The sequence below is a fragment of the Serratia proteamaculans genome, from assembly GCF_946227095.1.
In the GTDB taxonomy this organism is placed as follows: domain Bacteria; phylum Pseudomonadota; class Gammaproteobacteria; order Enterobacterales; family Enterobacteriaceae; genus Serratia; species Serratia proteamaculans_E.
Genome location: NZ_CAMISV010000010.1, coordinates 38211 through 65088, shown reverse-complemented (window position 1 = coordinate 65088; position 26878 = coordinate 38211). Strand labels below are relative to the sequence as shown.

Sequence of the window (26878 nt, the reverse complement as noted above, 5' to 3'; positions counted from 1 at the left end):
TGGCAGTAAGTAAAAGTTATTGGTAGATGAAGGCCGAGGCGGCCCAGGCGATCAGCACCGTAGGTGCGCCGGTCAGGAAACGCCCGACCAGGACCGAAGGCACTCCGACCCGCACCGTGTCCTGCTTGGCTTCCGCCAGTGACAGACCCACCGGAATAAAGTCACAGGCGGCCTGCGCGTTAATCGCGAACAGGGCGGGCAGCGCCAGCTGCGGCGGGATATGACCCAGACCGATTTGCACCCCGACCAGTACGCCAATCACCTGAGCGATCACCGCGCCAGGGCCGAGGAACGGAGACAGCAGTGGGAAAGAGCAAATCAGTGCCAGTGTCACCAGGCCAATCGGGCTGCTGGCCAATGGCGTCAGGCCGTGGGCGATAAAATCCCCCAAACCGGAGGCCATGATGATGCCGATCAGCGCCGAGACGAACGCCATAAACGGCAGAATGGTTTTCAGCACCGTGTCGATAGTGTCGCGGCCCGACTGGAAGAACACTGCCACCACCGATCCCATACCCATGCCGACTTTCGCCAACAGGCCGTCGCTCTGTTCGGTGATTTTTTTGCTGGTGTCGTAATCCCGTCCCTTGGGTTGCGGGGCGGGGGCTGCTTGCGCTGTCTCCGTTGCCGATTCCACCCGGCTGATGTTGCTATCACGTACCCCGGAGACGTAAATATCCTCAAGGATAAATTTCGCCAGCGGGCCAGATTGACCGGTAGCGTGGATATTGACCGTTGGAATACGGCGTTTGGGGTACAGGCCGCAGCGCAGGGTGCCGCCACAGTCGATCACCATGACGCCAATTTCATCGGCCGGCGGTTCACCTTCCTTAAAGCCGTCGACGGCCGGCCAGCCGGTCAGTTCGCTAAGCCGATCGACGATCGACGGGCGGGTACCGGCAGTGATGTACACCACTTTTTTGCCCGGCTCGATCGGTAACTGCAACGGGCCACCCCAGCCGCTATCGCCTTTCTCAATACGGATATAAGCACTCATGCTGTACTCCACGGATTAAAGTTGTACCTGACGGTCCAGGCGGATGCCCATCTTGCGTTCGAACAGGCTGGTGGTGAGATCGGTTACCCAACCGCGGAAAAAGTTGGTAAACAGCCCGACCAGAAAATAGCTCACCGCCAGCGGCCCCAGCGGCAGGCCGAGGGTGGTCAGCCCGCTGGCGATCCCGAGGTAAACGAACAGTTCTCCGGGGTTGATATGCGGGAACAGGCCATTCATCGAGTGGCAGCTGTAGGACGCCGCCGCGTAATAACTGGGTTTGTATTTCTCGGGCATAAAGCGGCCGAGGCTGAGGGTCATCGGGTTGCAAAACACAAAGGTGCCGATCAGCGGCAGCAGCAGATAGCGTGAAACCGGGTTCCCCGCACAGCGCTGCGCCAAGCGTTCGATACGTTCCTGGCCAACAAATTTGATCAGCGCGTTCATAATGACCAACAGGCTGATTAACAAAGGTAAAATGCCGGTCACCATGCCGACAAACACTTCACCGCCTTTCTGAAACAGGCCGATAAACCATTCGGCGCCGTGGGTGATTAGCTCAATCATTATTGTTCTCCTGAGATGGAAGGTATGGCCTGGAGCGAACGGCGGCTCTGTCGCCATGGGCCTTACACTAATCACTTTATGGATTGATTTGTTTTAAATAGATCACAGTTTGAAAGATAAATATTTTATTGTGAAAGTTAATTATGAAAGAAAAATAAGATAAAAGCACGGTAGCCGTCAGGCTAAGCGGAGGGATGCAGCGGATTAAGGGCATAAAAAAGCCCGGCGAACCGGGCTGGGGGTAACAGCTTTTACGAGCGACGGGATCAGGCGATGGTGACTTTCTTGTCCAGGTAGGTGTCCTGAACCGCGTTGATCAGCGCGACACCTTCTTTCATCGATTTCTTGAACGCTTTACGTCCCAGAATCAGCCCCATGCCGCCCGCGCGCTTGTTGATGACCGCGGTGCGCACCGATTCCTGCAGATCGTTTTCACCGGCGGCCCCGCCGGAGTTAATCAACCCGGCACGGCCCATATAGCAGTTGGCCAACTGGTAACGCACCAGATCGATCGGGTGATCGGTGGTCAGCTTGCTGTAGACGCGGTCATCGGTATAACCGAATTTCACCGCGCGGTAGCCGCCGTTGTTTTCCGCCATTTTCTGCTTAACGATATCGGCGCCGATGGTGGCGGCAATATGGTTGGCCTGACCGGTGAGATCGGCGCTGGAATGATAATCCACGCCGTCTTTGGTAAACGCCGGATTACGCAGATAAGCCCACAGCACGGTGACCATACCCAGTTCGTGGGCGCGCTCGAAGGCGCTCGAGATCTCTTCAATCTGGCGGCGTGACTGTTCGGAACCAAAGTAAATGGTGGCACCGACCGCGACGGCACCCATGTTGAAAGCCTGCTCGACGCTGGCATACAGGGTCTGGTCGTATTGGGTCGGATAGCTCAGGGTTTCGTTATGGTTCAGTTTGACCAGGAACGGAATTTTGTGGGCATAGCGGCGCGATACCGATGCCAGCACGCCGTAAGTTGAGGCGACGCAGTTACAGCCGGCCTCAATGGCCAGTTCGACGATATTCTTCGGATCAAAGTACAGTGGGTTGGCGGCGAAAGACGCGCCAGCGGAGTGCTCAATACCCTGATCGACCGGCAGAATCGACAGGTAACCGGTGCCGGCCAGGCGGCCGTGGTTGAGCAGGCTTTGCATCGAACGCAGAACGGTGTTGGGACGGTTATTATCGATCATGATCCGGTCGACAAAGTCGGCGCCCGGCAGGTACAGATTCTCAGCAGGGATGGTAGTACAGCGGTGTTGCAACAGGTCTTCCGCTTCCTTTCCTAACAACTGCGCAATATCAGTCATGATTGTCTCCTGATTAGCTTCTTCATACACCGACAATAAAAACCATAGGGGAGATTTATTCACCGGCGTAGTAAAAAGCGGTGATTGAAGCTGTAAAAACGATAGTAATGAAAACCAGATGGCAAGGAGAAACAATAGATGCGATTGAGAGGAAATGCCATTTGGGAAGCCAAATAGCGGGGGGCGATCGCCCCCTTGAAGGTCAGTGCTTGACTATTCGGCGTCGAACCACTCGGTATTCTGCAAAGCGATGGGGGTAATGGAGTAGATCATCTCTTGCAGGTGCTCATGGATAGCGCGCTCTGCGGCATCGGCATCCTGCGCCTTCAGCGCGGCAAAAATGCGGTAATGTTGCTGGAGCAGGCTTTCCGGCGGCGAGACCTCGCTCAGGCTGAGAAAACGCACCCGGTCCATGGTGGCCTTGATGGTTTCGATGGTCTCCCAGGCCAGCGGGCATTCGGCAAACTGAGTGAGCAACTGGTGGAACTCATCGTCCAGCGCCAGGAACTCACGTGTCTGCTTGTTCTGTGCGGCCAGTTCCTGACGATGCAAATTATGCTCCAGCGTCATCAGCTGTTCCGGTGTGATGCGTTCCGCCGCGCGACGTACAACAGCGCATTCTACGGCCTGACGGATAAAACGCCCATCGGCTACCCGTTTGGCCGAAATCTTCATCACGAAAGTCCCGCGCTGCGGCAGGATCTGCACCAGTCCGGCCTCCGCCAGCTTGATAAAGGCTTCGCGCACCGGTTGGCGTGAAACGCTAAAGCGGGTGGAAATCTCTTTCTCTGACAGCAGCGTGCCGGGGGGAATGGTGCAGTCGACGATGTCCTTACGCAGGAAACGGTAGATTTGCTGATTAACCGGGAGACTGTTGGTGAGATTGTAGGATTCAGACATGGTGACGATCGGTCATCTGGCTTGGATTCGGATGCCACCATACTAGCAGATTATCTTGCTGCTGCGGGGGGATAATTCTTAAGGTAACCTGATGAAAGCCAGTCGATGTTGTTGCTTGCCCCTCGACGAACGCTGAGTTGCCCCCGCCGAGGGTCATGAGCCGATCAAGCTGGCAGTAACCTGGCTACACTGCTCTTGGCGCCATGTGCCAGCAGCGACTGATAGGCATCGGTCACTGCACGGGTAAACTGCGGGCTGTCGGGCAGATCCCGGCCAAAAACAGCATCGAGCTGCAACAGTGCCAGTACCCGCTCCGGGCCTTCGCGGCTGCTGCCGACCAAGTCGGCGAGGCGTTCCCTTAAGGGATCGCTGATCTCAATCGTCTGACCCTGTTCATCCTTGCCGCCAACGTACCGCATCCAACCGGCGACGCCTAAAGCCAGACAACTAAAATCACTGCCGTGCGCCAGATGCCAACGAAGGGAGTCCAACATGCGCTGTGGCAGTTTTTGCGTGCCGTCCATGGCGATCTGCCAGGTACGGTGCTTTAGCGCCGTGTTGCGGTAACGGGCCAGTAGCGAGTCGGCGTAGTGCGCCAGGTCCAGGTCGCGAACCTGCAGCGTCGGTGTCTGTTCCGCCAGCATCAAGCGGCGTGCGGCATTAACGAAATGCGTATCCTGCATGCAGTCGCTGATATGCGCATAACCGGCCAAATAGCCCAGATAAGCGAGAAACGAGTGGCTGCCGTTGAGCATCCGCAGCTTCATTTCTTCGTATGGCAGTACGTCGCTGACCAGCTCAGCACCGGCCTTTTCCCACGCCGGGCGTCCCTGTGGAAAGTGATCTTCGATCACCCATTGGCGGAAGGGTTCGCAGGCGACAGCGACCGGATCGGTGATGCCACCCAGTAAATCCTCAATGTGTTGCAGCGTTTCCGCGGTGACTGCCGGAACAATGCGGTCGACCATGGTTGATGGGAAGGCGACCTGCTGTGCGACCCACGCCGCCAGATCCGCATCCTGTCGCTGTGCCAGTTGGCTGAGTACGTTGCGGGTTACCTGACCGTTGGCCGGCATGTTGTCGCAGGACATCACGGCAAACGCCGGCAGGCCCCGTGCCCGGCGTAGCCGCAGCGCGGCCAGGATCAGGCCGGGGGCCGATCGCGGATGCAGCGGGTGGGCGATGTCGTGCTGAATATCCGGATGCTCAGCCAGCAACTGGCCGCTGGCGGGCTGATAGCAGTAGCCTTTCTCGCTGATGGTCAGTGAAACGATGGCAATCTCCGGCTGTGCCATGGCTTCAAGTACGGCTTCCAGCCCGTCGACCTGCAGGTGCAGCGCCTGCCTGATGACGCCGATCGTCTGACCATGCCAGCCGTCGCCGTCCATTTCTGCGACCGTATACAGCAAATCCTGCCGTTGTAGGTCGGCGATTTTTTGCCGGCCGTTGTGCATGCTGATCACGCAGTAACCCCAGTCGCTGGCGTGGTCGTTAGCCAACTGTTCGGTATATACCGCCTGATGTGCGCGGAAAAACGCGCCAAAACCCAGATGCACGATGCGCGGTTTAATCCTTTCGCGAGCGTAACCCGGCTGCGCAACCGCCGCCGGCAGCACGCTGTTGCTGGAAAGTGTCATGCTGAAGTTCCTGAATGTGGGGACTGAAAGCGGGGCGACGCTGGCCGCCCCAGGCAGATTAGGGTTTTGATATTTGCGGTTGTGCGGTATTGCGCGGTGCCTTGATCACCAGCAGTACCAACACGGCCCCGAGCGCGGCCACGCCACCCGCCAGCATAAAGGCGCTGTCGAACTTGCCGGTGTTTTGCACGATGTAGCCGGTTACGACCGGGCCAATGATGCCGGAAATGCTGCCGACCAGATGGATAAAGCCACTGGCGCCACCGACCCGGGATTTATGCACCACGTCCTGGATAATCGCCCAGTAAATCGCGCCGGTGATGTACAGGAAGAAGATCGATACCGACATCAGCATCACCGCCGGTACTACGCTGCTGACGGTACCTGCCAGTGCCACGCAGATGGCCGCCGCCAGCAGGCTGGTCACCAGCACAATCTTGCGCGACAGCAGCAATTTGCCGGTGATATTGAAAATTTTGTCGGAGATATAGCCGCCGAGCGCCAACCCGACGAAGCCGACAATCCACGGGATCATAGTGGTGAGGCTCATTTCCTTGATGTTCAGGTTATGCGCCTGCACCAGATAGGACGGGAACCAGCTCAGGAAGAAGAACAGGATATAGTTGTAGCAGAAGAAGGCGAATGCGGTGACCAGGATGATCGGCTGCTTCAGGTAGTAGCCCAGCCCGTGCGCGGCATTGCTCAGCTCTTCTTCGGCGCTGTGGGTTTCTTCCTTCATCTGGTTAATCAGCGCAAGTTCTTTATCGCTGACGCGTTTGCTTTTCGCCGGGTTATCCGCCACCACGAAGAACCACACCAGCATCCAGACGATGCCGATCGAGCAGATGATCATAAACGCCGGTCGCCAGCCGAACGCCAACGCCAGGTAGCCGACGATCGGCCCGGCGACGGCACCGCCCAAAGGGGAACCGGCACTGAGCAGGCCCATGGCGGTCGCCGCCTGTTTCTTCGGGAACCAGCCGTTGATCATTTTATTGGCGGAGGCGCAGATTGGCCCTTCGGCCATGCCGAACAGCACGCGCAGGATCAGCATGGAATAGAAGCCGGTGGCTAATGCCGTCATGCCGCAGAAAATTGACCACAGGCCGACGGCAATGCCGAGAACCAATGTCGGGCCGAATTTGTCTACCGCCAGCCCGCCGATAAAGTTAAAGATGGCATAACCGAAGAAGAAGCTGCCGAAGATGATGCCGAACTGCTCGGCATTCAACATCAGATCCTTTTCGATCATCGGTACGGTAATCGACAGCGCGACGCGGTCGAGGTAGTTGATCATGTAAACCATAAACAGCAGGAATACGATGGTCCAACGCAGGTTTTTAAACATAAAAGCACTCCACTTGATGTTGTTTTAATCGCGATGCTTCATGGTTGGAGAGGGCCGCTTCCTGCCGCCCCTGGCCCTGGTAGAGTAATCAGTCGAATTGCAACAATACCTTGCAGCAGGTGCGCTGATCTTTTTCGAACATTAACATCGCCTGTTCAACCTCGGCGGCCGGCACGCAGTGGGTAATTAACCGCTGCGGGGCGATTTTCCCACTGGCCATCCACTCGATGACCTGCGGGAAACGCGCGCTGTTGAGGCGTGAGGAGAAAATCGACAGCTCTTTACTGGTGATGCTTTGTTGAGTAACGGTGCAGGCCTCGCCGGAGAACCCCATGATGCCAATGCGTGCCGCCGGGGACGCCAGGTTGATCGCCTCCTGCAAAATGGCCGGATGGCAGGCGGCGTCGACGATCAGCGTCGGGCGGATGCCGCGCCGTTCCAGTTCGGCGGGCAGCGACGCTTCGGCATTGTTGAACGTCCAGTCGGCCCCGTTTTCCTGCGCCATCTCCAGCCGTTCCTTGATGCGATCGGTGACGAGCACCTGCTTCACGCCGTAGACGCCTTTCAGCGTTTGGATCACCGTCAGCCCCATCGGCCCGGCGCCGTAGACAAGCGCGATATCAGCGGCATTGGGCTGCAGATGGGCGGTGATATTGGCGGCAATGGTGAAGGGTTCCACCATGGCGGCGTGGCGATCGCTGATGCTGTCAGGAATGTGGTAGGCATTGCGCGCCGGGGCGCAGGCATAGTCACTGAAGCCACCGTCGCGGTGCACACCTATCACCTGCAGTTCGGTGCAGACGTTGGGGCGACCTATAGAACAAGGGTAGCAATGGCCGCAACTGACCACCGGATCGACCGAAACGCGTTCGCCGAGCCGCTGCGGGTCGACATCGCTGCCCACCTGATCAATCACGCCAAAAAACTCATGACCGATCACACGTGGGTAGCGGGCGAACGGATTATGACCATGATAAATATGCACGTCAGAACCGCAGATACCGGCAAATTTAACTTTTACCCGTACTTCATTAGCGGCCGGCTGCGGCAGAGGGCGCTGCTGGATAGCCAGCAGGCCGGGCTGTTCAATGACCACGCTTTGCATGGTGCGTTCTCCTGTTACCAGTTCCATAAGGTGCCATCCTCCAGGCGCGCGACCGGCAAATAAGCCGGTTCGTACGGATAACGGGCGGCCAGTTTTTCGTCGAACTCAATGCCCAGCCCCGGCTTGTTGCCCGGGTGCATATAACCGTCGTTAAAGCTCCAGCTATGGGGGAATACCTCGAGCATTTGTTCGGAGTAACCCATGTATTCCTGCACGCCAAAGTTCGGCACCCACAGATCAAAATGCAGCGCCGCCGCCATGCAGATAGGCGAAAGATCAGAGGGGCCGTGCGAGCCGGTGCGCACCTGATACAACGAGGCAAAGTCGGCGATACGGCGCATGCCGGTAATGCCGCCGGCGTGGGTCAGGGTGGTGCGGATATAGTCGATCAGCTGCTCTTCAATCAGCTGTTTGCAATCCCAGATGCTGTTAAACACCTCGCCGACGGCGATTGGCGTGACGGTGTGCTGGCGGATCAGGCGGAAACATTCCTGATTCTCCGCAGGCGTGGGGTCTTCCATCCAGAACAGGCGGTATTGCTCAACGCTTTTGCCGAAGCGTGCGGCCTCAATCGGGGTCAGCCGGTGGTGCATGTCGTGCAGCAGGTGCTCGTCAAAACCAAAGCGGTTGCGCACGGCTTCGAACAGCTTGGGGGTGAAATCGAGGTATTTTTCTGTGGACCACAGCTGTTCTTCCGGCCAGTAGCCCTTGGTGGCGGGTTCATAAGCCAGTCCTTTGCCCTTGGCCATGCCATAGGTGGTTTTCATGCCCGGCACGCCACACTGGGCGCGAATGGCCTTAAAGCCCAGCTCTTTATGTTTGGCGTAGTCGTCGAGCACTTCGTCGATCGAATGGCCAGTGGTGTGGCAGTAAACCATCACGCCAGTGCGTGATGCGCCGCCCAGTAACTGGTACAGCGGCATGTTGGCGGCCTTGCCTTTGATATCCCACAGCGCCATGTCTACGGCGGAAATGGCGGACATGGTCACCGGGCCGCGCCGCCAGTAAGCGCCTTTATAGAAGAACTGCCAGATGTCTTCGATCTGGTGGGCATCACGACCGATCAATTGCGGGCAGACGTGATCCTTCAGGTAGGACGCCACCGGCAGCTCGCGGCCGTTAAGGGTCGCGTCGCCGATACCGGTAATCCCCTCGTCGGTGGTGATTTTCAGCGTGACAAAGTTCCTGCCTGGGCAGGTCACAAAAACCTCTGCGTTGATAATTTTCATAGGTCTAAATCCTGTTCCCACGGGTCATCATAATGGACGAAAAATACGCCATGAACTAACTACCATACAAGTATGATTTAATGATTTTGCCGGAGAGGATCACATTTTGTTGTGGAAAAGGGGGCAGAGGATGGCAAGGTCTGATAGCAAACAGCGCCCAACCTGTGCTGGTGGGCGCTGTGGGGGCCTATTTAGAGGACTGAGGTTGGCCCAGTAATCCACAGTTGGGGGGCAGGCGGCATTCTATGGCGTTTGGCAGCACTTCAATACGGAAATGAGTACCCTTGAGCGGCTCGCCATCGAGATTAAAAGTCATCTCATGGGGAGCATCGATTTCCAGCCACGGCAACGCCGCGCTGATCACGTTTTTGTTTTCTTCATCGTTAAACAGGCTGGCGATCAGTGCCGGTAACAGCTCGTCAGCAATCAACAGGCGCAGTTGCAGCAAACCATCGTTAATCAACGCGTCCGGGCATAACTGCTGCCCGCCACCGGCCTGCTTGCCGTTACCGATGCCAATCACCAGCGCGTCGCCAGACCAATGGAAATCCGGCCCGCGGATCTCGCAGCGATCGGCCTTGAGCGTATCCATGCGCAGTAAGCCATGAATAAAGTAGGACACACCGCCTAACACCGCCTTCAGTTTTTCCGGCGTCTCGGTCGTGATACGCGTGCCAAAGCCGCCGGTGGCCATATTGATGAAATAGCGATGATCATTCACTTTGGCCAGGTCTATCGGCACTGCGCGGCCTTTCACCGCTAAACGTAGTGCCTGCTCCGGCAGCAGTGGGATATTGCAGGCCACGGCGAAGTCGTTGGCCGTGCCCAACGGCAGAATACCCAATACTGGCCGACCCTTGGCCGGTAAGGTTGCCAATGCTGCGGCCACTTCGTTGATGGTGCCATCGCCGCCGCCGGCAATCAGCGTGGCCACTCCCAGTTGGCTGGCTTCCTGCACATACCGTGCGGCATCTCCATGCTCCCAGGTGACACGAACGTGCAGAGTTTGGCCTTCATGCCGCAATTTCTGGACTGCAAGGCGAACCTCTTCGTTGCCGGCGCCTTTGCCGTTAATGATCAGAAGCGCTGGTGCTGGTGGATGCATTCCCGGTCTCTCCCTGCGGTAAACAGATAATGAGCAACGATAAACTAGCTACCCGCGGCAGGCCATCAGAATATTCAGTTAATTCTGGTTGGTTGCCGTTGGGCAGAGATTATTCCTGCATAATTGACTTAATCTGAGATATACGGCGTAGATGAATTAGCGATTTTTGTTAATGAATTAATTAACCGTTGTAGCATGGTATTTATATCGTCACGAGGAAGGTATTTTTAAAAGTAGATAAAATAACGTATTGAAAAAAAGACAGGTTATATTAGCGATGCCCGAGCGGATACGCGGTTGAAACCAAAGAAAAAGCCAGTCCAAGGGAGATTGGACCGGCTAAGGAGGTGGTTCCTAGTATTGCTATGCAAATATTTTTCGTTCTTAGTTTTAAGCAGCCTGATATTAACCAAGCTGCGGACTAATTGATGTGATCCAATTCTAATATTTGCTAAAAACCACCACTTAAAGGTAGCAAGCGGAATTTTTACACCGCAGGACTATTGATATCGGGCAAATTGCGGATCAGCAACGCGTAATTGAGATCGATATCCTGCGGGATCGGTAAATAGACGATATGCCCGTTGCCCGGCGCCACATCGATCGCTTCACCTTTCTTATTCTGCATGCTCTCCAGAGTAAACAGGACGTTACCACCGGGGGTCATCATCTCTACGCCATCACCGACCATAAACTTGTTTTTCACATCCACTTCTGCCCAACCGTCACGCCGGACGCCGGTGAATTCACCGACAAACTGCTGGCGTTCAGACAGTGAGGAACCGTAATCGTAGTTTTGCTGGGCTTCATGCACATGGCGACGCAGGAAACCTTCGGTGTAACCGCGGTGCGCCAGACCCTCCAGCGTGGTGAGCAGGGTGGGATCGAATGGCTTGCCCGCGACGGCGTCGTCGATGGCGCGGCGATAGACTTGCGCAGTACGCGCGCAGTAGTAGAAGGATTTGGTACGGCCTTCGATTTTCAGCGAATGCACGCCGAGCTGAGTCAGGCGTTCTACGTGCTGAATGGCGCGCAAATCCTTTGAGTTCATGATGTAGGTGCCGTGTTCATCCTCAAAGGCGCTCATGTATTCATCCGGCTTTTGCGCTTCGGACAGCATGAACACTTTGTCGGTTGGCGCACCGATACCCAATGTCGGTTCGACGGTCTGCACCGGGATCGGCTCATGCATATGCACGATGTTGCCGGTCTCGTCCTCTTTGCCTTCTTCCGCCTTGTACTGCCAGCGGCAGGCGTTGGTGCAGGTGCCCTGATTAGGGTCGCGCTTGTTGATATAACCCGACAGCAGGCAGCGGCCGGAGTAGGCCATGCACAGCGCGCCGTGAACGAAGATTTCCAGCTCCATTTCCGGCACCTGGGCGCGGATCTCGGCGATCTCTTCCAGTGACAGTTCGCGCGACAGGATCACTCGCGTCAGTCCCATTTGCTGCCAGAATTTCACCGTCGCCCAGTTAACCGCATTTGCCTGTACCGACAAATGAATATCCATCTGTGGGAAGGCCTCGCGCACCATCATGATCAGGCCGGGATCGGACATGATCAGCGCATCCGGGCCCATGTCGATCACCGGTTTAAGATCGCGCAGGAAGGTTTTCAGCTTGGCATTGTGCGGGGCGATATTCACCACTACGTAGAATCTTTTGCCCAGGGCGTGGGCTTCGTTGATCCCCTGAGCCAGGTTCTCATGGTTGAATTCGTTGTTGCGCACCCGCAGGCTGTAACGCGGTTGGCCGGCATAAACGGCGTCGGCACCATAGGCAAAGGCGTAACGCATGTTTTTCAGCGTACCGGCCGGGGAGAGGAGTTCCGGTGTAAACATAATGAGTCTCGGTCTGATTTCAGGTCAGTACCGCACCACCAAATGGCGCAGTAAAAGCGGGGGATTGTAGCGGCAGCGCGACAAGAAATCAGCAGGTAACCGGATTTATTACAGGGAGATTGATCCTGGTCATAAGAAAAACGCGCGATGGCTGCCATCGCGCGTCGCCCAGATAAAGTTATGCGCTCAAATCGCGCACATCGGTGTTCGGGCCGTTTTTGATCACCGACTGAATACCGTTTTTTGCCGCTGTTTCAGAGCTGTACATTTCGCTGACGCCGATCACCTGATGGTTCTTGGCTTTCAGTACAAAGTAAGGCTGATTGCTGGTGCTGTGTTTCAGTTCATACTGCGCTTCGTGAGGGGAATTGGTTTGCACTGAGGCAATGCCATTCTCCGCCGAGGCCTTGCTGGCGTACATCTCACTGGCCAGAATGATTTCGCCATTACTGGCTTTCAGGTTGAAGTGGTACTGTCCATTCTTTGCTTTTTTCAGCTCATAGTGACCGATTGCCATGGTTCCTCTCCTGTGGGTTCCGATAAGTGATGTAAGTGTAGCCAATAGCTTGAAATTGGGCGGCTAATAAACATGACTTGCGCACCATAGCGCAAAAAACAGGCGATTTTTTTGCGCTGGCGTTGAGTTTCAACCAGCGGATAGTGCTGTAGCACGAGAAGCTAATGGGGGATTGTGATGCGCGAAAGTCTGCGCAGCTGGCCGCATTTTTGCCAGGGCAGTGTTTCACCGACGGTCACGTCACGTTAAGGTTGGCTCGCTGCGTCATTAGCGTTCAAAAAATAAGCACAGTATCTTGGCATCGAAGCTCAACAGGCATATGCTTAGGCCTATGCCTGTCAGAGGAGATGGAAATGGAAAGAGTCGCGAAGCTGTTTAAAAACGGCAGAAATCAGGCGGTGAGATTACCCGTGGAATTCGAATTTGATACAGATCGTGTGTACATCCGCCGCGATCGGGAGGGAAACGTGATTTTATCAAAGTACCCGGCAAAACCAGACAGTTGGGCTCCGCTGTTGCAAATGATCGAGCAATCTCAGGTACCGCAGGACTTCCTGGTGGCTGAGGATCGTCAACAGGGGATCGCCACCCGCGATCCATTCGGCGAGGAAGAGTAAGCATGTACATGTTTGATACCAATACGGTCAGCCAGCTGTTCCGTCGGCATCCCCGCTTGCTGCGCGTAATGGAAAAGATCCCGCCGTCAGCGGTTTGTATTTCCAGTATCACGGAGGCGGAATTGTTGTATGGCGTAGCCAAGCGGCAAAGTTTGGCGCTGAAAGCGACTGTGGCGGCATTCCTGGATTCCGTGACGGTGTATGCCTGGGACCGGGAAGCCGCGCATTGCTACGGAGCGATGCGCGCGGATATGGTGAAAAAGGGGCGGGTGATGGGGGCTTTGAATCAGCTTATTGCCGCACATGCGCAGAGTCGCGGTGCGACAATAGTGACTAACGATAAGGCGTTCGCCATGGTGCCGGGGCTGAGGGTCGAAGACTGGACCTAGTCCCGGTTACAACCCATTCACCAGCCGACAGGCTTCGGATTCCCAGCGGTAACCCACGCCATACACTGAGCGGATAAAAGATTTTTCGCCGTCGATCAGTTCCAGCTTGCGCCGCAGGTTTTTGATATGGCTGTCGATGGTGCGGTCGGTTACCACCCGGTAGTCGTCATACAGATTATTCAACAACTGCTCGCGTGAGAACACGTTGCCCGGCTGGCTGGCCAGCGTTTTCAACAGGCGGAATTCCGCTGGGGTGAGATCCAGCATATGGCCCTGATAGCTGGCCTGAAAGCGCGGTTCATCAATGTGAAGCTGGGTTTCTTCCTGCGTATTGTCCAATGGGCGGTAGCAACGGCGCAGAATGGTTTTCACCCGGGCGACCACTTCGCGCGGGCTGTAAGGTTTGCAGATGTAATCATCTGCGCCGATCTCCAGCCCCAGCAGGCGATCGATCTCTTCAATTTTCGCCGTCACCATCACCACCGGGATATCGGTAAAGCGGCGGAGTTCGCGGCAGACGGTCAGCCCATCAGAGCCTGGCAGCATCAGATCCAGCAGGATCAGTGCAGGGGCATGTTCATGCACGGCAGGCACGACTTCGCTGCCGTTGGTCAGCCAACGTGTGGCGTACCCTGCGGCCTGCAGGTAGTCCACCAGCAGTTGGCCGAGCTTGGGTTCGTCTTCAACAATCATAATTTGCAACGGCTGATTCTGGGTTTCCATCATGACGCCTTATTCATTACCGGGGTGGCAAATTCTACTGTAATCCGCACGCCGCCCAAAGGCGAGTGCTGTGCGTAGATCGTCCCGTTGTGGGCTTCCACTATGTTTTGACAGATCGACAGCCCGAGTCCGGAGCCGCCGCTGGCACGATTGCGCGAACCTTCGGTACGGTAGAAGCGTTCGAAAATGCGCGCCAGTTGCTCATCATTGACGCCCGGCGCGCTGTCCTGCCAGTAAATCCGCAGGCGGCCCGGCACCGGTTCAACGCCGATCTCCAGCTTACCGCCGGCGTCGGTATAGCGCAGGCTGTTTTCCAGCAGGTTGTTAAACAGCTGATTAAGCCTGTCGGGATCGCCAAACAGCGTTGCCTGTTCCGGCAACAGGGTTACGATTTCCAGCTCTTTGGCGCGAAAACGTTCGCGGAAGCTGGCGACCGCGATTTGCAGCAAATGCACGCAGTCGACCGGTGATTTACGGTAGGCTAGTGCGCCGAGATCGGAGAGCGACAGTTGATGCAGGTCGTCCACCAGCTTGGTCAGGGTGGCGACCTCTGCTTGCAGTGAACCCAGTGAGGCCGGGGTCGGCTGACGCACGCCATCTTGCAAGGCTTCAAGTTCGCCGCGCAACACCGCCAGCGGAGTACGTAACTCGTGCGAGACATCGGCCATCATGGCGCGCCGCATCTGTTCGTTTTTTTCCAGCGAGGTGGCAAGCTGGTTGAAGTCCTGCGCCAGCCGCCCCAGTTCATCCTGGCTGCTGACGGCCACTCGGGTGCTGAAGTCCCCGGCCGCCAGACGATGTGTCCCCGCCACCAACCGTTTCACCGGTGCCAGCAACCCGCGCGACATCAGCCAGGTCACCGCCGCTGCCAGCAGCGTGGAGAGGGCAACAATCATCCAGCTGGTGCGTCTTTGCTGTTGGTCGAAGTTAATGTCGGTATTGCGCGTCAGTCTTTCAATCGGCGTGGTGATCACCCAGCCGACGATTTCATTGTTGTAGCGGATGGGATGGCGCGGACCTTCCTTCGGTAACGGGCCGGAATGCCCGACCAGCCGGTTAAACTGGCTGTCTACCACCCAAAACTGGGTGCGCCAGCCTTTAGGGGGCAGATTATGGCTGCTGTCGCTGTTTTGTTCGAACGAACGCATGATCTGGTAAACCACCTGATCGTTATTGCGCAGAAAGACCCAGTTACCGTGGCGGCTGTACTGTTCTTCCAGGGCTTCGCCCAGCATATTGATACGCTGCTCGTTGCTGTTCTTGATGTAGTCGATAAAACCGCGCTCGAAGCTGATGCGGACACCCCAGTGCATGGTGATGAGCACCAGCATGCAGGTGGCGAAGATCGCCATGAACAGTTTGCCGGTAATGCCTATTTTCATTATTGCAACCTCGTGGAGCCGGTACCCGGCTCTTTGGTCAGCGTACGGTTAGTCGTGGTATCAGCCGGGACACGGGCGAAGGCCAGTGCAGGCAGGGCGATAATTAACGCCATGCAGCAGTAGCTGTAAATAAAGGCGCTGTGAATCGCCGGGCTGCCGGAGATCACCTGTTGATGGGCAAAGCTGCCGATCAGAATACCGGCGATGCTGACGCCAAGGCTCATCGACAGTTGCATCACCATCGACAGCAGGCTGTTCCCGCTGCTAGCCAGCCGATCAGGCAAATCTTTCAGCGTCAGGGTATTCATGGCCGAGAAGCGCAGCGAGTTGACCATGCCCTGGAAGAACAACACCACCGGCAACAGCCAGATCCAGCCGAGCATGGCAACCAGCGGGAAGCTCAGGCTGATCAACGCCAGCATCAGCGTTGCGGCCACCAGCACGTTGCGGTAGCCGAAGCGGTTAACCACTCGCACCACGATGCGCTTCATCCCCATGCTGCCGATAATCATCGGGATCATCATCAGCCCGGCGTGGAACGGGGAGAATCCCATGCCGACCTGCATAAACAGCGGCGTCATAAACGGCAACATGCCGCTGCCGATGCGGCCCAGCAGGCTGGCCGTCAGCCCAATTTTATAAGTCTGGGTTTTGAATAACCGCAGCGAGAACAGTGCCCGGCTGTTGCCGTGAGCATGCCACCAGTAGCCGGCCAACGCCGCCACGCCAGCCACTACCAGGCCACCGATGGCGGTGGCAGACAGCCCCATCCCTTTGTGGCCGTCAAGCGCCAGCGTCAGCGTCGCCATACCGATCGCCAGCATGATAAAACCACTGATATCGAAGCGCCGGGTTTGCATGCGGTAGTTGGGCATCAGCAGCAGCGTGGCGATGGCCCCGGCGATCCCCACCGGAATATTGATCAGGAAAATCCAGTGCCAACTGGCGTACTGCACCAAAAAGCCGCCCAGCGCCGGCCCCATCAGTGGGCCGATTTGGCCGGGCAGGGTAACGAAGGTCATCGCCGCCATATACTGTTCACGCGGGACAATTTTCATCACCGTCAGCCGACCGACCGGCACCATCATCGCGCCGCCGATGCCCTGCACCACGCGTGAGGCAATCAGCTCATTCAGGGTTTCGGAGCGGGCACAGAGGATCGATCCCAGAGTGAACAGCACGATGGCGCTGAAGAATACCCGCTGCACGCCAACCCGATCCGCCAGCCAGCCGCTGGCTGGCAACATCACCGCCACCGTCAGTACGTAGGAGACGATCACCGATTGCATGCGCAGCGGATTCTCCCCCAGGCTGACAGCCATCGACGGCAGGGCGGTGTTGACGATGGTGGTGTCCAGCGTCTGCATAAAGAAGCCGAACGCTACAATCCAGAGTTGCCACTGTACTGAAGCGGTGTGTTTTATAAGCATCAATCAGCCATTATTGGGGCAAAGGATCCAGTTTCTTGCCGCGACGGAACTTCATCTGCAGCCGGTCAAAATACAGGTAAATCACCGGGGTGGTGTACAGCGTCAATAGTTGGCTGACGATCAGGCCGCCTGCGATGGTGATACCGAGTGGCTGGCGCAGTTCGGCGCCGTCACCGTGGGTCAGTACCAACGGCAATGCACCGAACAGTGCCGCCAGCGTGGTCATCATGATCGGCCTGAAGCGCAGCTGGCATGCCTGGAAAATGGCATCCCGCGCGCTAATTCCGCCGTTGCGCTGCGCATCCAGGGCAAAGTCGACCATCATGATGGCGTTTTTCTTCACAATACCAATCAACAACATAATGCCAATCAGCGCAATCAGGCTGAACGGCGCACCAAACAGCTCTAGCGCCAGCAGCGCTCCCACGCCGGCAGAGGGCAGGGTGGACAGAATGGTCAGCGGGTGAATATAGCTTTCGTAGAGAATGCCGAGCACGATATACACCGTAGCGATGGCGGCAGCGATCAGCAGCAACTGGGATTTCAGCGTTTCCTGGAACACCTGTGCGGTACCGGCGAAGGCACCGCGCACGGTAGCGGGGACGCCGAGTGCCGTTATGGTGCGTTCCACGGCGGCGGTGGCATCAGACAGGCTGCCGCCTTCCGGCAGGTTAAACGAGATGGTTGAGGCGGCCGACAGCCCCTGATGGTTGACCGACAGCGGTGCATTGGCCGGTTGCCAACGGGCGAAGTAGGACAGCGGGATAGCCTTGCCGTCTTTGTTGATCACGAACATCTTGTCTAGCGAACTGACGTCCTGGGTATAGGGCGGCGCCACTTCCATCACCACTTTGTATTGATTGAGCGGCTGATAGATGGTCGAAATCTGGCGCTGGCCGAAGGCGTTGTTCAGCAGGTTGTTGGCGTCAGAGACCGAAATACCTAACCGGGCCATGGTCTCGCGATCGTAAACCAGATCCATTTCCGACCCTTTGTCCTGCTGATCGGAGTTGACGTCTGCCAGCTCCGGCAACGCGGCCAGCGCGGTACGGATCTTCGGCTCCCATTCACGCAGCGCGGCGAGGTCATCTGCCAGCAGCGTGTACTGGTAGCTGGCGTTAGCCTGTCGGCCACCGACGCGGATATCCTGCACCGCCATCAGGAACAGGCTGGCTCCCGGTTCTTTGGCTAATCGGGCGCGCAGCCGGGCGATCACTTTCTGCGCATCATCGCTGCGCACCGACAGAGGTTTCAGCGAGATAAACATCGAGCCGCTGTTGGTGCGTGAACCCCCGGTAAAGCCGGTGACGTTTTCCACATCTGGATCATCGCGCACGATTTTCATGAAATCTTCCAGCTTAACGCGCATCGCCTGGAAGGAAATGCTCTGGTCAGCCTGGATAAAGCCCATCAGCCGGCCGGTATCCTGCTCCGGGAAAAAGGTTTTTGGAATGCTGACGTACAGCCACACGTTGAGCGCGATAGTGGCTAAAAACACCGCCAGCACCCAGCGTGAGTGGCCAAGCACCCAGCTCAGCGAGCGGCCGTAGCCCTGTTGCAACGCCATCAGTATTTTTCCGAAGCCGCGTACGCGCCGCTGCGAGCGCGGCGGCTGGTGGCGCAGCAGATAGGCACACATCATCGGGGTTAGCGTCAGTGAGATAATCAACGACAGCCCGATCGACACCGACAGGGTCACGGCAAACTCTCGGAACAGACGGCCCGGCAGGCCTTCCATCAGCAGCAGCGGAATAAACACAGCCACCAGCGACACGCTCATCGACAGCACGGTAAAGCCGACTTCACGCACCCCGACCAGTGCCGCGTTGATCGGCTTCATGCCGGCCTCGATGTGGCGGGAAATGTTCTCCAGCACCACGATGGCGTCGTCGACCACGAAGCCGGTGGCGATGGTCAATGCCATCAGCGACAGGTTATTCAGGCTGAAGTCGCACAGATACATGGCGGTGAAGGAGCCGATCAGCGACACCGGTACGGCGACCGCCGGGATCAACGTAGCGCGGCCGGAACGCAGGAAGATGAACACCACCAGGATCACCAGCCCAATGGCAATCACCAGCGACTGCTCCACCTCAGCCAGTGAGGCGCGAATGGTCGGCGAGCGGTCCTGGGCGATATTCAGTTGGATTGACGCCGGAATGTTGTCTTGCAGCGCGGGCAATTCGGCGCGAATGCGATCGACGGTTTCAATGATATTGGCATCCGGTGCCCGGCTGATGGCCAGAATAATTGCCGGTTTGGCATTGGTCATCCCGGCGTTGCGCACGTCCTGCACCGAGTCGTTGACCGCGGCCACATCGCTCAGGCGCACCGCCGAGCCGTTGTTATAGTGAATAATCAGCGGGCGATAGGCCTCGGCGGTTTTCAACTCGTCGTTGGCCTGGAGCTGCCAGCGCTGCTGAGGATCTTCCACCGCACCCTGCGGCCTGCGCACGTTGGCGTTGCTGATGGTCTGGCGCACCGCATCGAGCGATATACCCTGATTGAACAGGGCGCTCGGGTTGAGTTCGACCCGCACCGCAGGCAACGAACTGCCGCCGACTGAAACGTCACCCACCCCATCGGTCTGGGCGATTTTCTGCGCCAACTGGGTAGAGGCGAAGTCGTAAAGCTGGCCCTGGCTGTAAGTATCCGAGGTCAGCGTCAGGATCATGATCGGCGCGTCGGACGGGTTGACCTTGCGGTAGCTGGGGCGGCTTGGCATGCCGGTAGGCAGCAGGCTTTGTGCCGCATTGATTGCCGCCTGTACGTCACGTGCGGCCCCATTGATATCACGGTCGAGATCAAACTGCAGGATCACCCGGGTGCTGCCGAGTGAACTCATCGAAGTCATTTCATTGACCCCGGCAATTCGGCCCAATGCGCGTTCCAGCGGTGTCGCCACCGACGAGGCCATGGTCTCTGGATCGGCACCCGGCAGCGAAGCGCTGATCGAAATCACCGGATAGTCGACCTGCGGCAGCGGGGAAACCGGCAGCAGGCTGAAGCTAATCACGCCGCTGATGGCGATGGCTAATGTCAGCAGCGTGGTGGCGACCGGCCGGTAGATGAACAGGGCGAAGAATTTCACGGCAGCTCCTGCGCATCCGGCTGGTGGCGAGTGTTACGCGCCAGCTTGTCAAACAGCAGGTAGATCACCGGGGTGGTGAACAGCGTCAGGATCTGGCTCATCACCAGCCCACCAACCATACAAACCCCGAGCGGGTGACGCAGTTCCGCGCCGACGCCGGTACTGAGCATCAGCGGCAGTGCGCCCAGCAACGCGGCCAGCGTGGTCATCAGGATCGGCCGGAAACGCAGCAGGCAGGCCTGATAAATCGCGTCATACGGCGTCATTCCCTGTTCACGTTCGGCGGCCAGGGCGAAGTCGATCATCATGATGGCGTTTTTCTTCACGATGCCGATCAGCAGGATGATGCCGATAATGGCGATCACGTCCAGTTCACTGCCGGCCAGCATCAGCGCCAGCAAGGCACCGACCCCGGCGGTGGGCAGGGTAGACAGAATGGTCACCGGGTGGATAAAGCTCTCATACAGCACGCCCAGCACGATATACATCGCCACCACCGCCGCCAGGATCAGCCACAGGGTGCCGCCCAACGCTGCCTGGAACGCCAACGTCGCGCCCTGGAACTGGGTGGTGATGTCTTTTGGCATATTGAGGTTTTTTTCCGCCAGGGTGATGGCATCGACCGCTTCACCGAGCGAATAATTGCCCGCCACGTTAAAGGAGATGGTAGCCGCCGGGAACTGATCCAGATGGTTAACCGACAGCGGCCCGAAGCGCTGCTCTATTTTGGCAATGGTGCTTAGAGGCACTATGGTGCCGTTGCTGCTGGTCAGGCGGATATCATTCAGCGCCGCCAGCCCTGGCGTGCTGCTGACGTCATGTTCCAGCACCACACGGTACTGGTTAGCCTGGGTGTAAATGGTGGAAATTAACCGCTGACCAAAGGCGTTATACAACGCATTATCCACGTCGCTCATGCTGATGCCGAGGCGGGAAGCCGAATCGCGATCGACGTTTACATAGGCCACCAGCCCCTGATCTTGCCAGTTGCTGGTCACGTCTGCCAACTGTGGCGTTTGTTTCAGTTCCGCCATCAGTTTCGGCACCCACAGGCTCAGATCGTCCAGCGACATTGCCTGCAAAGTAAACTGGTATTGGGTGCGGCTGACCTGGGTGTCGATGGTCAAATCCTGCACCGGCTGCAGATACAGCTTCACGCCGGGGAACTGCGCGCTTTGCTGTTGCAGGCGGGTGATGATAGCCGGAATACGGTCTGCACGTTCGCTCAAAGGCTTGAGGTTGATCTGCAACCGGCCACTGTTGAGCGTGGCGTTGGTGCCGTCAACGCCGACAAATGACGTCAGGCTTTCCACCGCCGGGTCCTTGAGGATCTCTGCCGCCACCTGCTGTTGCCGCTCAGCCATATTGCTGAACGACACGGATTGCGGTGCTTCCAGCGTGCCCTGAATAATGCCGTTGTCCTGCACCGGGAAGAAGCCTTTTGGGATGATCAGGTACAGCAACACGGTGAGCACCAGCGTGCTGAACGCCACACCCAGGGTCAGCCAGGGATGATTCAGCACCGTTTTCAGCCATTTGCCGTAGCGCGCGATGACCCGATCAAAGAAACGCTCGGAGGCCGCAGAAAAGCGGTTCTGCTTGCGCAGCGATTCGTGACTCAGCATGCGCGCGCACATCATCGGTGTCAGCGTTAGCGAGACCACGGCGGAAATCAAAATCGCTACCGCCAGCGTCACGGCAAACTCACGGAACAGCCGACCGACGATATCGCCCATAAACAGCAATGGGATCAGCACCGCCACCAGCGAGAAGGTCAGTGAGATAATGGTGAAGCCGATTTCACCGGCGCCTTTCAACGCCGCGTCGAGCGGTTTCTCCCCTTTTTCGATGTAGCGCGAGATGTTTTCGATCACCACGATGGCGTCATCGACCACAAACCCGGTGGCGATGGTCAGCGCCATCAGCGTCAGGTTGTTGATCGAAAAGTTCAGAAAGTACATGGCGGCAAAGGTACCGATCAGCGACAGCGGTACCGCGACGCTCGGAATAATGGTGGCCGGCACGTTGCGCAGGAACACGTAAATCACCATCACCACCAGCGCTACCGCCAGCAGCAGTTCGAACTGTACGTCGCTGACCGAGGCACGAATGGTGGTGGTGCGATCGGTCAGTACCTTGACGTCGACCGACTTCGGCAGGCTTTTAATCAGCGTTGGCAGCATCTCGCGAATGCTGTCGGCGGTGGTGATCACGTTCACCCCCGGCTGACGCTGAATATTCAACACAATGGCCGGTTGCTTGTTGGCCCAGGCCGCCAGCCGGGTATTTTCTGCGCCCTGTTCGATAGTGGCGATATCCTGCAGGCGGATCGCCGCGCCGTTTTGATAGGCGACAATCAGTTGGCGGTAATCGTCGGCGGACTTCATCTGATCGTTGGCGGACAGCGTGACCGAACGGGTTGGGCCATCCAGGCTGCCTTTGGCGGAGTTGACGTTAGCATTGCTGATGGCGGTGCGGATAGTTTCGCTGTCCAGGCCGTAGGCGGCGACTGCCGCCGCATTGAGCTTCACGCGTACCGCCGGTCGCTGACCGCCGGATATCGTGACCAGCCCGACGCCGGTGACCTGCGATATTTTCTGCGCCACGCGGGTTTCCACCATGTCTTCCACCTGAGTCATAGGTATGGCGGATGAGGTCACGGCCAGCGTCAGGATCGGCGGATCGGCGGGGTTAACCTTGCTGTAAATCGGCGGGTAGGGCAGATCGCTTGGCAACAGGTTGGTGGCGGAGTTGATCGCCGCCTGCACTTCCTGTTCGGCGACGTCGAGCGGTAACTCAAGCTGGAATTGCAGCGTCACTACCGAGGCACCGCCGGAGCTTTGCGACGCCATCTGTTTCAGGCCGGACATCTGGCCAAACTGGCGTTCCAGCGGGGCGGTGATAGCGGAAGTGACCACGTCCGGGCTGGCGCCAGGGTACAGCGTGACCACCTGAATGGTCGGATAGTCGACTTCCGGCAGGGCGGAAACCGGCAGGGCGCGATAGCCGATAATCCCTGCCAGCAGTATCGCCACCATCAATAATGTGGTGGCGACCGGGCGCAGAATAAACAGGCGGGATGGGCCGCCGCCGGGGTTAGGTGGCATCACCTGCATCAGAATTTCCCCTGAGCGCGCGGTGGATGGCTGGGTTTGGTGGTTGTCGCAGCCGCCTGCGGCGTCACCACTTCGACCTGCATGCCTTCAGTCAGGCGATCGATACCGTCGGTAACCACCCGATCGCCGACGTTAAGACCGGCGTTGATCACCACCTGTTGGCTGTCCTGCATGCCGGTAGTGACCAGGTGTTTGTTGACTTTGTTCTCTTCACTCAGGGTCCAGACGAAGTTGCCTTCGTTGCCCATTTGCAGCGCTGCGGTTGGGATAACGGTCGCATCATGCAAGGTTGCCACTTTCAGCCGGGCGTTAACAAACTGATTGGGAAACAGTGCGTCGTCCTCGTTGGTAAAACGCGCCTTCAGCTTGATGGTGCCGGTGGTGGTATCGATCTGGTTATCCAGGCTCAGCAGCGAACCGGTCGCCAATTGGCTTTGGTTGGTGCGATCCCAGGCTTCGACGCTGACCGGGCCGGCTTTTTGCGCCTTGATCAAATCGCTGATATTGGCTTCCGGCAGGGTAAATACCACGTCGATAGGGTGAGTCTGGGTGATCACCACAATGCCGGTGGTGCTGCCGCTGGTGATGTAATTACCGACATCCACCAGCTTCAGGCCGACGCGGCCGTCGATCGGTGCGGTGATACGGCTGTAGGTGATTTGCAGTTTGGCGCTGTCGACCGTGCCCTGATCGGCTTTGATCGCCCCTTCTGTCTGTTGCACTAAGGAAAGTTGGGTATCCAGATCCTGGCGCGAGACCAAATTGGTTTTCGCCAGTTGCTGATAACGTGCCAAATCACGCCGGGCGTTGGCAAGCGTGGCCTGATCTTTGGCCAGTTGCCCCAGTGCCTGGGTCAGTTGTACTTCAAATGGGCGTGGGTCGATTTCAACCAGCAGATCGCCGGCCTTGACCTGTTGGCCTTCGGTAAAGTGGATAGCCATCAGTTGGCCGTCAACCCGGCTGGTGACGGTCACTGTGTTGGCGGCGGTGGCGGTGCCCAGCCCGGAAAGGTAGCGTGGTACCGTCTGCTGCGTGACGGTCGCGGCCTGCACCGGTGACATGGGTGCCCCACGTCGGCCACCGGCAGCCTGGCCGCTACCTGCATGGCGCGCACCCGGTGCGGTAGCCGTAGCCGGTGGTGAAGCGCTGAAGTGACGCCAAATCAGCACGGCGGCAATAGCCACAATGACCACCACCAGCAGGCGCAGTATCAGTGAACGACGTGGTTTTTTTGCATTCATGGCGGCGAAAATATCTCCAAAAGGGCAGGCGTGCGGGCACTCATTGCCTCAAAAGTTACACTCCTTACAGGATACTAGTTTAGCCAGCAAAGACGGCATAAAGATGAAGGAAATATGGAGGAACCGTCAGCATTGTCCGAATTAGTTGTAGATTTGATCATGTCAGGTTTATAAGAGACTTAAACGGGCTTATAGCCAATGTGTTTTAGCCTGCCTTCCGATTTTACGCTAATAATTAACCTGCAAATAATTAACCCCATGGAGCATGCAATGAGCAACAGAGAACTGGGCCGTTCGGGTATCAAAGTGCCGGCATTAACCTTCGGCGGCAACGTGTTCGGCTGGACGGCGGATCGCGAAACTTCCTTCAGCTTGCTGGATGCACTGGTGGAGAATCAGCTTAATTTTATTGATACCGCCGACGTGTATTCGAGCTGGGCACCGGGCAACCAGGGCGGTGAGTCCGAAAGTACGATTGGTCAGTGGCTGAAAAAAAGCGGCAAGCGAGACCAGGTGATTATCGCCACCAAGGTGGGTAAACCCATGGGGGAAGGAAAGCAGGGGCTGTCGCCGCGCTATATCCAGCAGGCGGTCGAGGATTCGCTGCACCGTCTGCAGACCGACTATATCGACCTTTATCAGTCACATGATGATGACCGGGATACGCCATTGGCAGAAACCCTGGCGGCGTTCGATACGCTGATCAAGGCCGGCAAGGTGCGAGCAATCGGCGCCTCCAACTATCAGGCCGATCGTCTGGAAGAAGCGCTGACAGTCAGTGAGCAGGAAGGTCTGGCACGTTACGAAACCCTGCAACCGGAATATAACCTGTACGCGCGTGAAGGTTACGAGCAAGGATTGGAAGCGGTGGCGCACCGTCATGGCCTGGGGGTAATTAACTTCTTCTCGTTAGCCAGCGGCTTCCTGACCGGCAAATACCGCAGCGAGCAGGATATTGGCAAGAGCCAGCGTGGTGACAGAGTGATTGCACAGTATCTCAATCCGCGTGGTTTTAAAATCCTGGCGGCGTTGGATAGCGTTGCGGCGAAATACCACACCTCACCGGCGCAGGTTTCGCTGGCCTGGCTGATGGCAAGACCGGGCATCACCGCACCGATCGTCAGCGCCACTTCGCTGAAACAGTTGGATGAGCTGATTAGCGCCACCCGACTGCGGTTGGATGCCGAAGATATCAGCACCCTGAACCAGGCCAGCGCTTGGTAATAGGGTTAGCTGCGGACGGCGTTAATCAATGACAGCAACTGCGTCAGGCAGGCTTCAATGGTGCGCCCCGCGGTATCAATCGTCACCACCGGTGTGCTCCAGGGCGTGTAATCATGGGCGGTGACATTTTCCCAATTGGGCAAACGTAACCCGGCAATATCACCGTCGCGGGTTTCGACTCGTCGGCGGTGTTCCGTGCGGTCGGAACAGACCACTTCAATATCCAGGCAGGCAGTGCCAGCCCGTAGTGCAACGCTATGCCAGTCCTCACGCGTGACAGGCAGCGGATTGACCGAGTCGGCAATCACGGTGTGACCCAGGCGCAGGTTATCTTCGGCGACGCCATAAGCGGCAAAATATCCCGCCGGGCCAATATCATTGGCCAGAGACCCGCTGTTGCGGATCGCCTGTTCAAGGGTATCGATTCGCAGATGCATTGCGGGTAATGCGCTGGCCAGCGCCCGTGCAAGTGTAGTTTTACCGCTGCCCGGCAGGCCGGAAAAAACGATCAGCATTGTTGCTCCCGCCATGATTGTTGTGCCAGCCGATACAGTACATGTTTTTGCAGCGGATGGTCTTGCGGCAGTCGTGGGTGCAGGAAATTTTCGTCACGGGACGTCATGCCAATGCGTTCCATTACCCGGCGTGATGGCTCGTTGCTTTCGGCGGTAAAAGAGACCACTTCAGCCAAATCCAGCTGTTCGAAAGCGTAGCGCAGTGCGGCCCGGGCAGCCTCAGAGGCATAGCCTTTACCCCAGTGCGCTGCGGTTAACCGCCAGCCGATTTCTACGCAGGGTGAGCAGGGCAGATCGTCCGCCGGGATCGCCAACCCGACAAAGCCGATAAAAGGCGCGCCATCTTTTTCTTCCACCGCCCACAAACCCCAACCGTTTTGCTGCATAAACTGGCAGATTTTGTCAGCCTGCGCGTAGCTTTGCTCGGTTGTCAGCGGGGCAGGGAAATAACGCATTACCTGTGGATCGGCATTGAGTGCGGCGAATGCCGGCAGGTCTTGGTCGCGCCAGGCACGCAACAGCAACCGGTCGCTTTCGAAGGGGAGTATTTCACTCATCGACTTGGCTCCAGTGAACAAAGGCGCGGCAAGCC

Annotated in this window: 22 protein-coding genes; 3 read left to right on the top strand and 19 right to left on the bottom strand. The window is 57.4% G+C overall.

Annotation, left to right across the window (positions count from 1 at the left end):
* Nucleotides 1-16 precede the first annotated feature (16 nt).
* The 11 genes from srlE to OC597_RS18965 all read right to left on the bottom strand — a co-directional run bounded on the left by srlE (nt 17) and on the right by OC597_RS18965 (nt 12558).
* Nucleotides 17-997: a PTS glucitol/sorbitol transporter subunit IIB gene (srlE, locus tag OC597_RS19015; RefSeq protein WP_112348650.1), complete on the bottom strand. Its 981-nt coding sequence runs from the start codon at nt 995-997 to the stop codon at nt 17-19.
* 15 nt (nt 998-1012) lie between these two features.
* On the bottom strand, nt 1013-1561 hold the full coding sequence (gene srlA, locus OC597_RS19010; RefSeq protein WP_004941528.1) for a PTS glucitol/sorbitol transporter subunit IIC: 549 nt from the start codon (nt 1559-1561) through the stop codon (nt 1013-1015).
* 266 nt (nt 1562-1827) lie between these two features.
* Complete coding sequence (gene fbaB / locus OC597_RS19005; protein WP_099062625.1) at nt 1828-2877, bottom strand: class I fructose-bisphosphate aldolase; 1050 nt, start codon at nt 2875-2877, stop codon at nt 1828-1830.
* 213 nt (nt 2878-3090) lie between these two features.
* Complete coding sequence (locus tag OC597_RS19000; protein ID WP_261285899.1) at nt 3091-3777, bottom strand: GntR family transcriptional regulator; 687 nt, start codon at nt 3775-3777, stop codon at nt 3091-3093.
* A 164-nt stretch (nt 3778-3941) separates the two neighbouring features.
* Nucleotides 3942-5414 carry a mannitol dehydrogenase family protein gene (locus OC597_RS18995; protein ID WP_262210024.1) on the bottom strand — a complete coding sequence of 491 codons (1473 nt, stop codon included), beginning with the start codon at nt 5412-5414 and terminating at the stop codon, nt 3942-3944.
* A 58-nt stretch (nt 5415-5472) separates the two neighbouring features.
* Nucleotides 5473-6762 carry an MFS transporter gene (locus OC597_RS18990; RefSeq protein WP_261285897.1) on the bottom strand — a complete coding sequence of 430 codons (1290 nt, stop codon included), beginning with the start codon at nt 6760-6762 and terminating at the stop codon, nt 5473-5475.
* Nucleotides 6763-6850: 88 nt separating this feature from the next.
* Nucleotides 6851-7867, bottom strand: coding sequence for a Zn-dependent oxidoreductase (locus OC597_RS18985; RefSeq protein ID WP_262210115.1), 1017 nt, complete (start codon nt 7865-7867; stop codon nt 6851-6853).
* Between the two features lie 14 nt (nt 7868-7881).
* A complete protein-coding gene (manD, locus tag OC597_RS18980; protein WP_262210023.1) occupies nt 7882-9096 on the bottom strand; it encodes a D-mannonate dehydratase ManD in 1215 nt (404 codons plus the stop codon).
* Nucleotides 9097-9283: 187 nt separating this feature from the next.
* Entirely contained in the window at nt 9284-10201 is a 918-nt protein-coding gene (gene yegS / locus OC597_RS18975; RefSeq protein WP_262210022.1) for a lipid kinase YegS, read from the bottom strand.
* 487 nt (nt 10202-10688) lie between these two features.
* A complete protein-coding gene (gene trhP / locus OC597_RS18970) occupies nt 10689-12041 on the bottom strand; it encodes a prephenate-dependent tRNA uridine(34) hydroxylase TrhP (protein ID WP_261259048.1) in 1353 nt (450 codons plus the stop codon).
* Between the two features lie 178 nt (nt 12042-12219).
* Entirely contained in the window at nt 12220-12558 is a 339-nt protein-coding gene (locus tag OC597_RS18965; protein WP_037417767.1) for a YegP family protein, read from the bottom strand.
* Between the two features lie 353 nt (nt 12559-12911).
* Between OC597_RS18965 and OC597_RS18960 the strand changes: the two genes are divergently transcribed.
* Both OC597_RS18960 and OC597_RS18955 read left to right on the top strand, forming a co-directional pair.
* Nucleotides 12912-13175, top strand: a complete 264-nt coding sequence (locus tag OC597_RS18960; protein WP_261285895.1) for an antitoxin — start codon at nt 12912-12914, stop codon at nt 13173-13175.
* Nucleotides 13176-13177: 2 nt separating this feature from the next.
* A complete protein-coding gene (locus OC597_RS18955) occupies nt 13178-13564 on the top strand; it encodes a type II toxin-antitoxin system VapC family toxin (RefSeq protein WP_262210016.1) in 387 nt (128 codons plus the stop codon).
* 6 nt (nt 13565-13570) lie between these two features.
* On the opposite strand, the gene baeR is transcribed toward OC597_RS18955, so the two are convergent.
* From baeR to OC597_RS18925, 6 genes are read right to left on the bottom strand one after another with little or no spacing between them, the layout of a single operon-like run.
* A complete protein-coding gene (baeR, locus tag OC597_RS18950; protein WP_261259293.1) occupies nt 13571-14287 on the bottom strand; it encodes an envelope stress response regulator BaeR in 717 nt (238 codons plus the stop codon).
* Nucleotides 14287-15669, bottom strand: a complete 1383-nt coding sequence (gene baeS, locus OC597_RS18945; RefSeq protein WP_261259052.1) for an envelope stress sensor histidine kinase BaeS — start codon at nt 15667-15669, stop codon at nt 14287-14289. The genes baeR and baeS overlap by 1 nt, the downstream gene beginning before the upstream one ends.
* Nucleotides 15669-17099: an MFS transporter gene (locus OC597_RS18940; RefSeq protein ID WP_262210015.1), complete on the bottom strand. Its 1431-nt coding sequence runs from the start codon at nt 17097-17099 to the stop codon at nt 15669-15671. Before OC597_RS18940 ends, baeS begins: the two co-directional genes overlap by 1 nt.
* A 10-nt stretch (nt 17100-17109) precedes the next feature.
* Entirely contained in the window at nt 17110-20190 is a 3081-nt protein-coding gene (gene mdtC / locus OC597_RS18935) for a multidrug efflux RND transporter permease subunit MdtC (RefSeq protein ID WP_262210013.1), read from the bottom strand.
* Nucleotides 20187-23306 (bottom strand): MdtB/MuxB family multidrug efflux RND transporter permease subunit, encoded by a 3120-nt coding sequence (locus tag OC597_RS18930; protein WP_261285892.1) that lies wholly within the window; start codon nt 23304-23306, stop codon nt 20187-20189. The genes mdtC and OC597_RS18930 overlap by 4 nt, the downstream gene beginning before the upstream one ends.
* Nucleotides 23306-24547, bottom strand: a complete 1242-nt coding sequence (locus OC597_RS18925; protein ID WP_262210007.1) for an MdtA/MuxA family multidrug efflux RND transporter periplasmic adaptor subunit — start codon at nt 24545-24547, stop codon at nt 23306-23308. The genes OC597_RS18930 and OC597_RS18925 overlap by 1 nt, the downstream gene beginning before the upstream one ends.
* 270 nt (nt 24548-24817) lie before the next feature.
* On the opposite strand from OC597_RS18925, the gene OC597_RS18920 reads away from it, so the two are divergent.
* Entirely contained in the window at nt 24818-25771 is a 954-nt protein-coding gene (locus OC597_RS18920) for an aldo/keto reductase (RefSeq protein ID WP_262210004.1), read from the top strand.
* A gap of 5 nt (nt 25772-25776) precedes the next feature.
* Here the strand turns inward: OC597_RS18920 and OC597_RS18915 are convergent, their stop codons facing one another.
* Both OC597_RS18915 and OC597_RS18910 read right to left on the bottom strand, forming a co-directional pair.
* Nucleotides 25777-26286, bottom strand: coding sequence for a P-loop nucleotide/nucleoside kinase family protein (locus OC597_RS18915; protein ID WP_261259063.1), 510 nt, complete (start codon nt 26284-26286; stop codon nt 25777-25779).
* Nucleotides 26280-26843, bottom strand: a complete 564-nt coding sequence (locus OC597_RS18910; RefSeq protein WP_262210001.1) for a GNAT family N-acetyltransferase — start codon at nt 26841-26843, stop codon at nt 26280-26282. Before OC597_RS18910 ends, OC597_RS18915 begins: the two co-directional genes overlap by 7 nt.
* Between the last annotated feature and the right edge of the window lie 35 nt (nt 26844-26878).

Coding starts and splice junctions, on each gene's coding strand:
- srlE (WP_112348650.1), bottom strand. CDS start 997: ATGAGTGCTTATATCCGTATTGAGAAAGGCGATAGCGGCTGGGGTGGC.
- srlA (WP_004941528.1), bottom strand. CDS start 1,561: ATGATTGAGCTAATCACCCACGGCGCCGAATGGTTTATCGGCCTGTTT.
- fbaB (WP_099062625.1), bottom strand. CDS start 2,877: ATGACTGATATTGCGCAGTTGTTAGGAAAGGAAGCGGAAGACCTGTTG.
- OC597_RS19000 (WP_261285899.1), bottom strand. CDS start 3,777: ATGTCTGAATCCTACAATCTCACCAACAGTCTCCCGGTTAATCAGCAA.
- OC597_RS18995 (WP_262210024.1), bottom strand. CDS start 5,414: ATGACACTTTCCAGCAACAGCGTGCTGCCGGCGGCGGTTGCGCAGCCG.
- OC597_RS18990 (WP_261285897.1), bottom strand. CDS start 6,762: ATGTTTAAAAACCTGCGTTGGACCATCGTATTCCTGCTGTTTATGGTT.
- OC597_RS18985 (WP_262210115.1), bottom strand. CDS start 7,867: ATGCAAAGCGTGGTCATTGAACAGCCCGGCCTGCTGGCTATCCAGCAG.
- manD (WP_262210023.1), bottom strand. CDS start 9,096: ATGAAAATTATCAACGCAGAGGTTTTTGTGACCTGCCCAGGCAGGAAC.
- yegS (WP_262210022.1), bottom strand. CDS start 10,201: ATGCATCCACCAGCACCAGCGCTTCTGATCATTAACGGCAAAGGCGCC.
- trhP (WP_261259048.1), bottom strand. CDS start 12,041: ATGTTTACACCGGAACTCCTCTCCCCGGCCGGTACGCTGAAAAACATG.
- OC597_RS18965 (WP_037417767.1), bottom strand. CDS start 12,558: ATGGCAATCGGTCACTATGAGCTGAAAAAAGCAAAGAATGGACAGTAC.
- OC597_RS18960 (WP_261285895.1), top strand. CDS start 12,912: ATGGAAAGAGTCGCGAAGCTGTTTAAAAACGGCAGAAATCAGGCGGTG.
- OC597_RS18955 (WP_262210016.1), top strand. CDS start 13,178: ATGTACATGTTTGATACCAATACGGTCAGCCAGCTGTTCCGTCGGCAT.
- baeR (WP_261259293.1), bottom strand. CDS start 14,287: ATGGAAACCCAGAATCAGCCGTTGCAAATTATGATTGTTGAAGACGAA.
- baeS (WP_261259052.1), bottom strand. CDS start 15,669: ATGAAAATAGGCATTACCGGCAAACTGTTCATGGCGATCTTCGCCACC.
- OC597_RS18940 (WP_262210015.1), bottom strand. CDS start 17,099: ATGCTTATAAAACACACCGCTTCAGTACAGTGGCAACTCTGGATTGTA.
- OC597_RS18930 (WP_261285892.1), bottom strand. CDS start 23,306: ATGCAGGTGATGCCACCTAACCCCGGCGGCGGCCCATCCCGCCTGTTT.
- OC597_RS18925 (WP_262210007.1), bottom strand. CDS start 24,547: ATGAATGCAAAAAAACCACGTCGTTCACTGATACTGCGCCTGCTGGTG.
- OC597_RS18920 (WP_262210004.1), top strand. CDS start 24,818: ATGAGCAACAGAGAACTGGGCCGTTCGGGTATCAAAGTGCCGGCATTA.
- OC597_RS18915 (WP_261259063.1), bottom strand. CDS start 26,286: ATGCTGATCGTTTTTTCCGGCCTGCCGGGCAGCGGTAAAACTACACTT.
- OC597_RS18910 (WP_262210001.1), bottom strand. CDS start 26,843: ATGAGTGAAATACTCCCCTTCGAAAGCGACCGGTTGCTGTTGCGTGCC.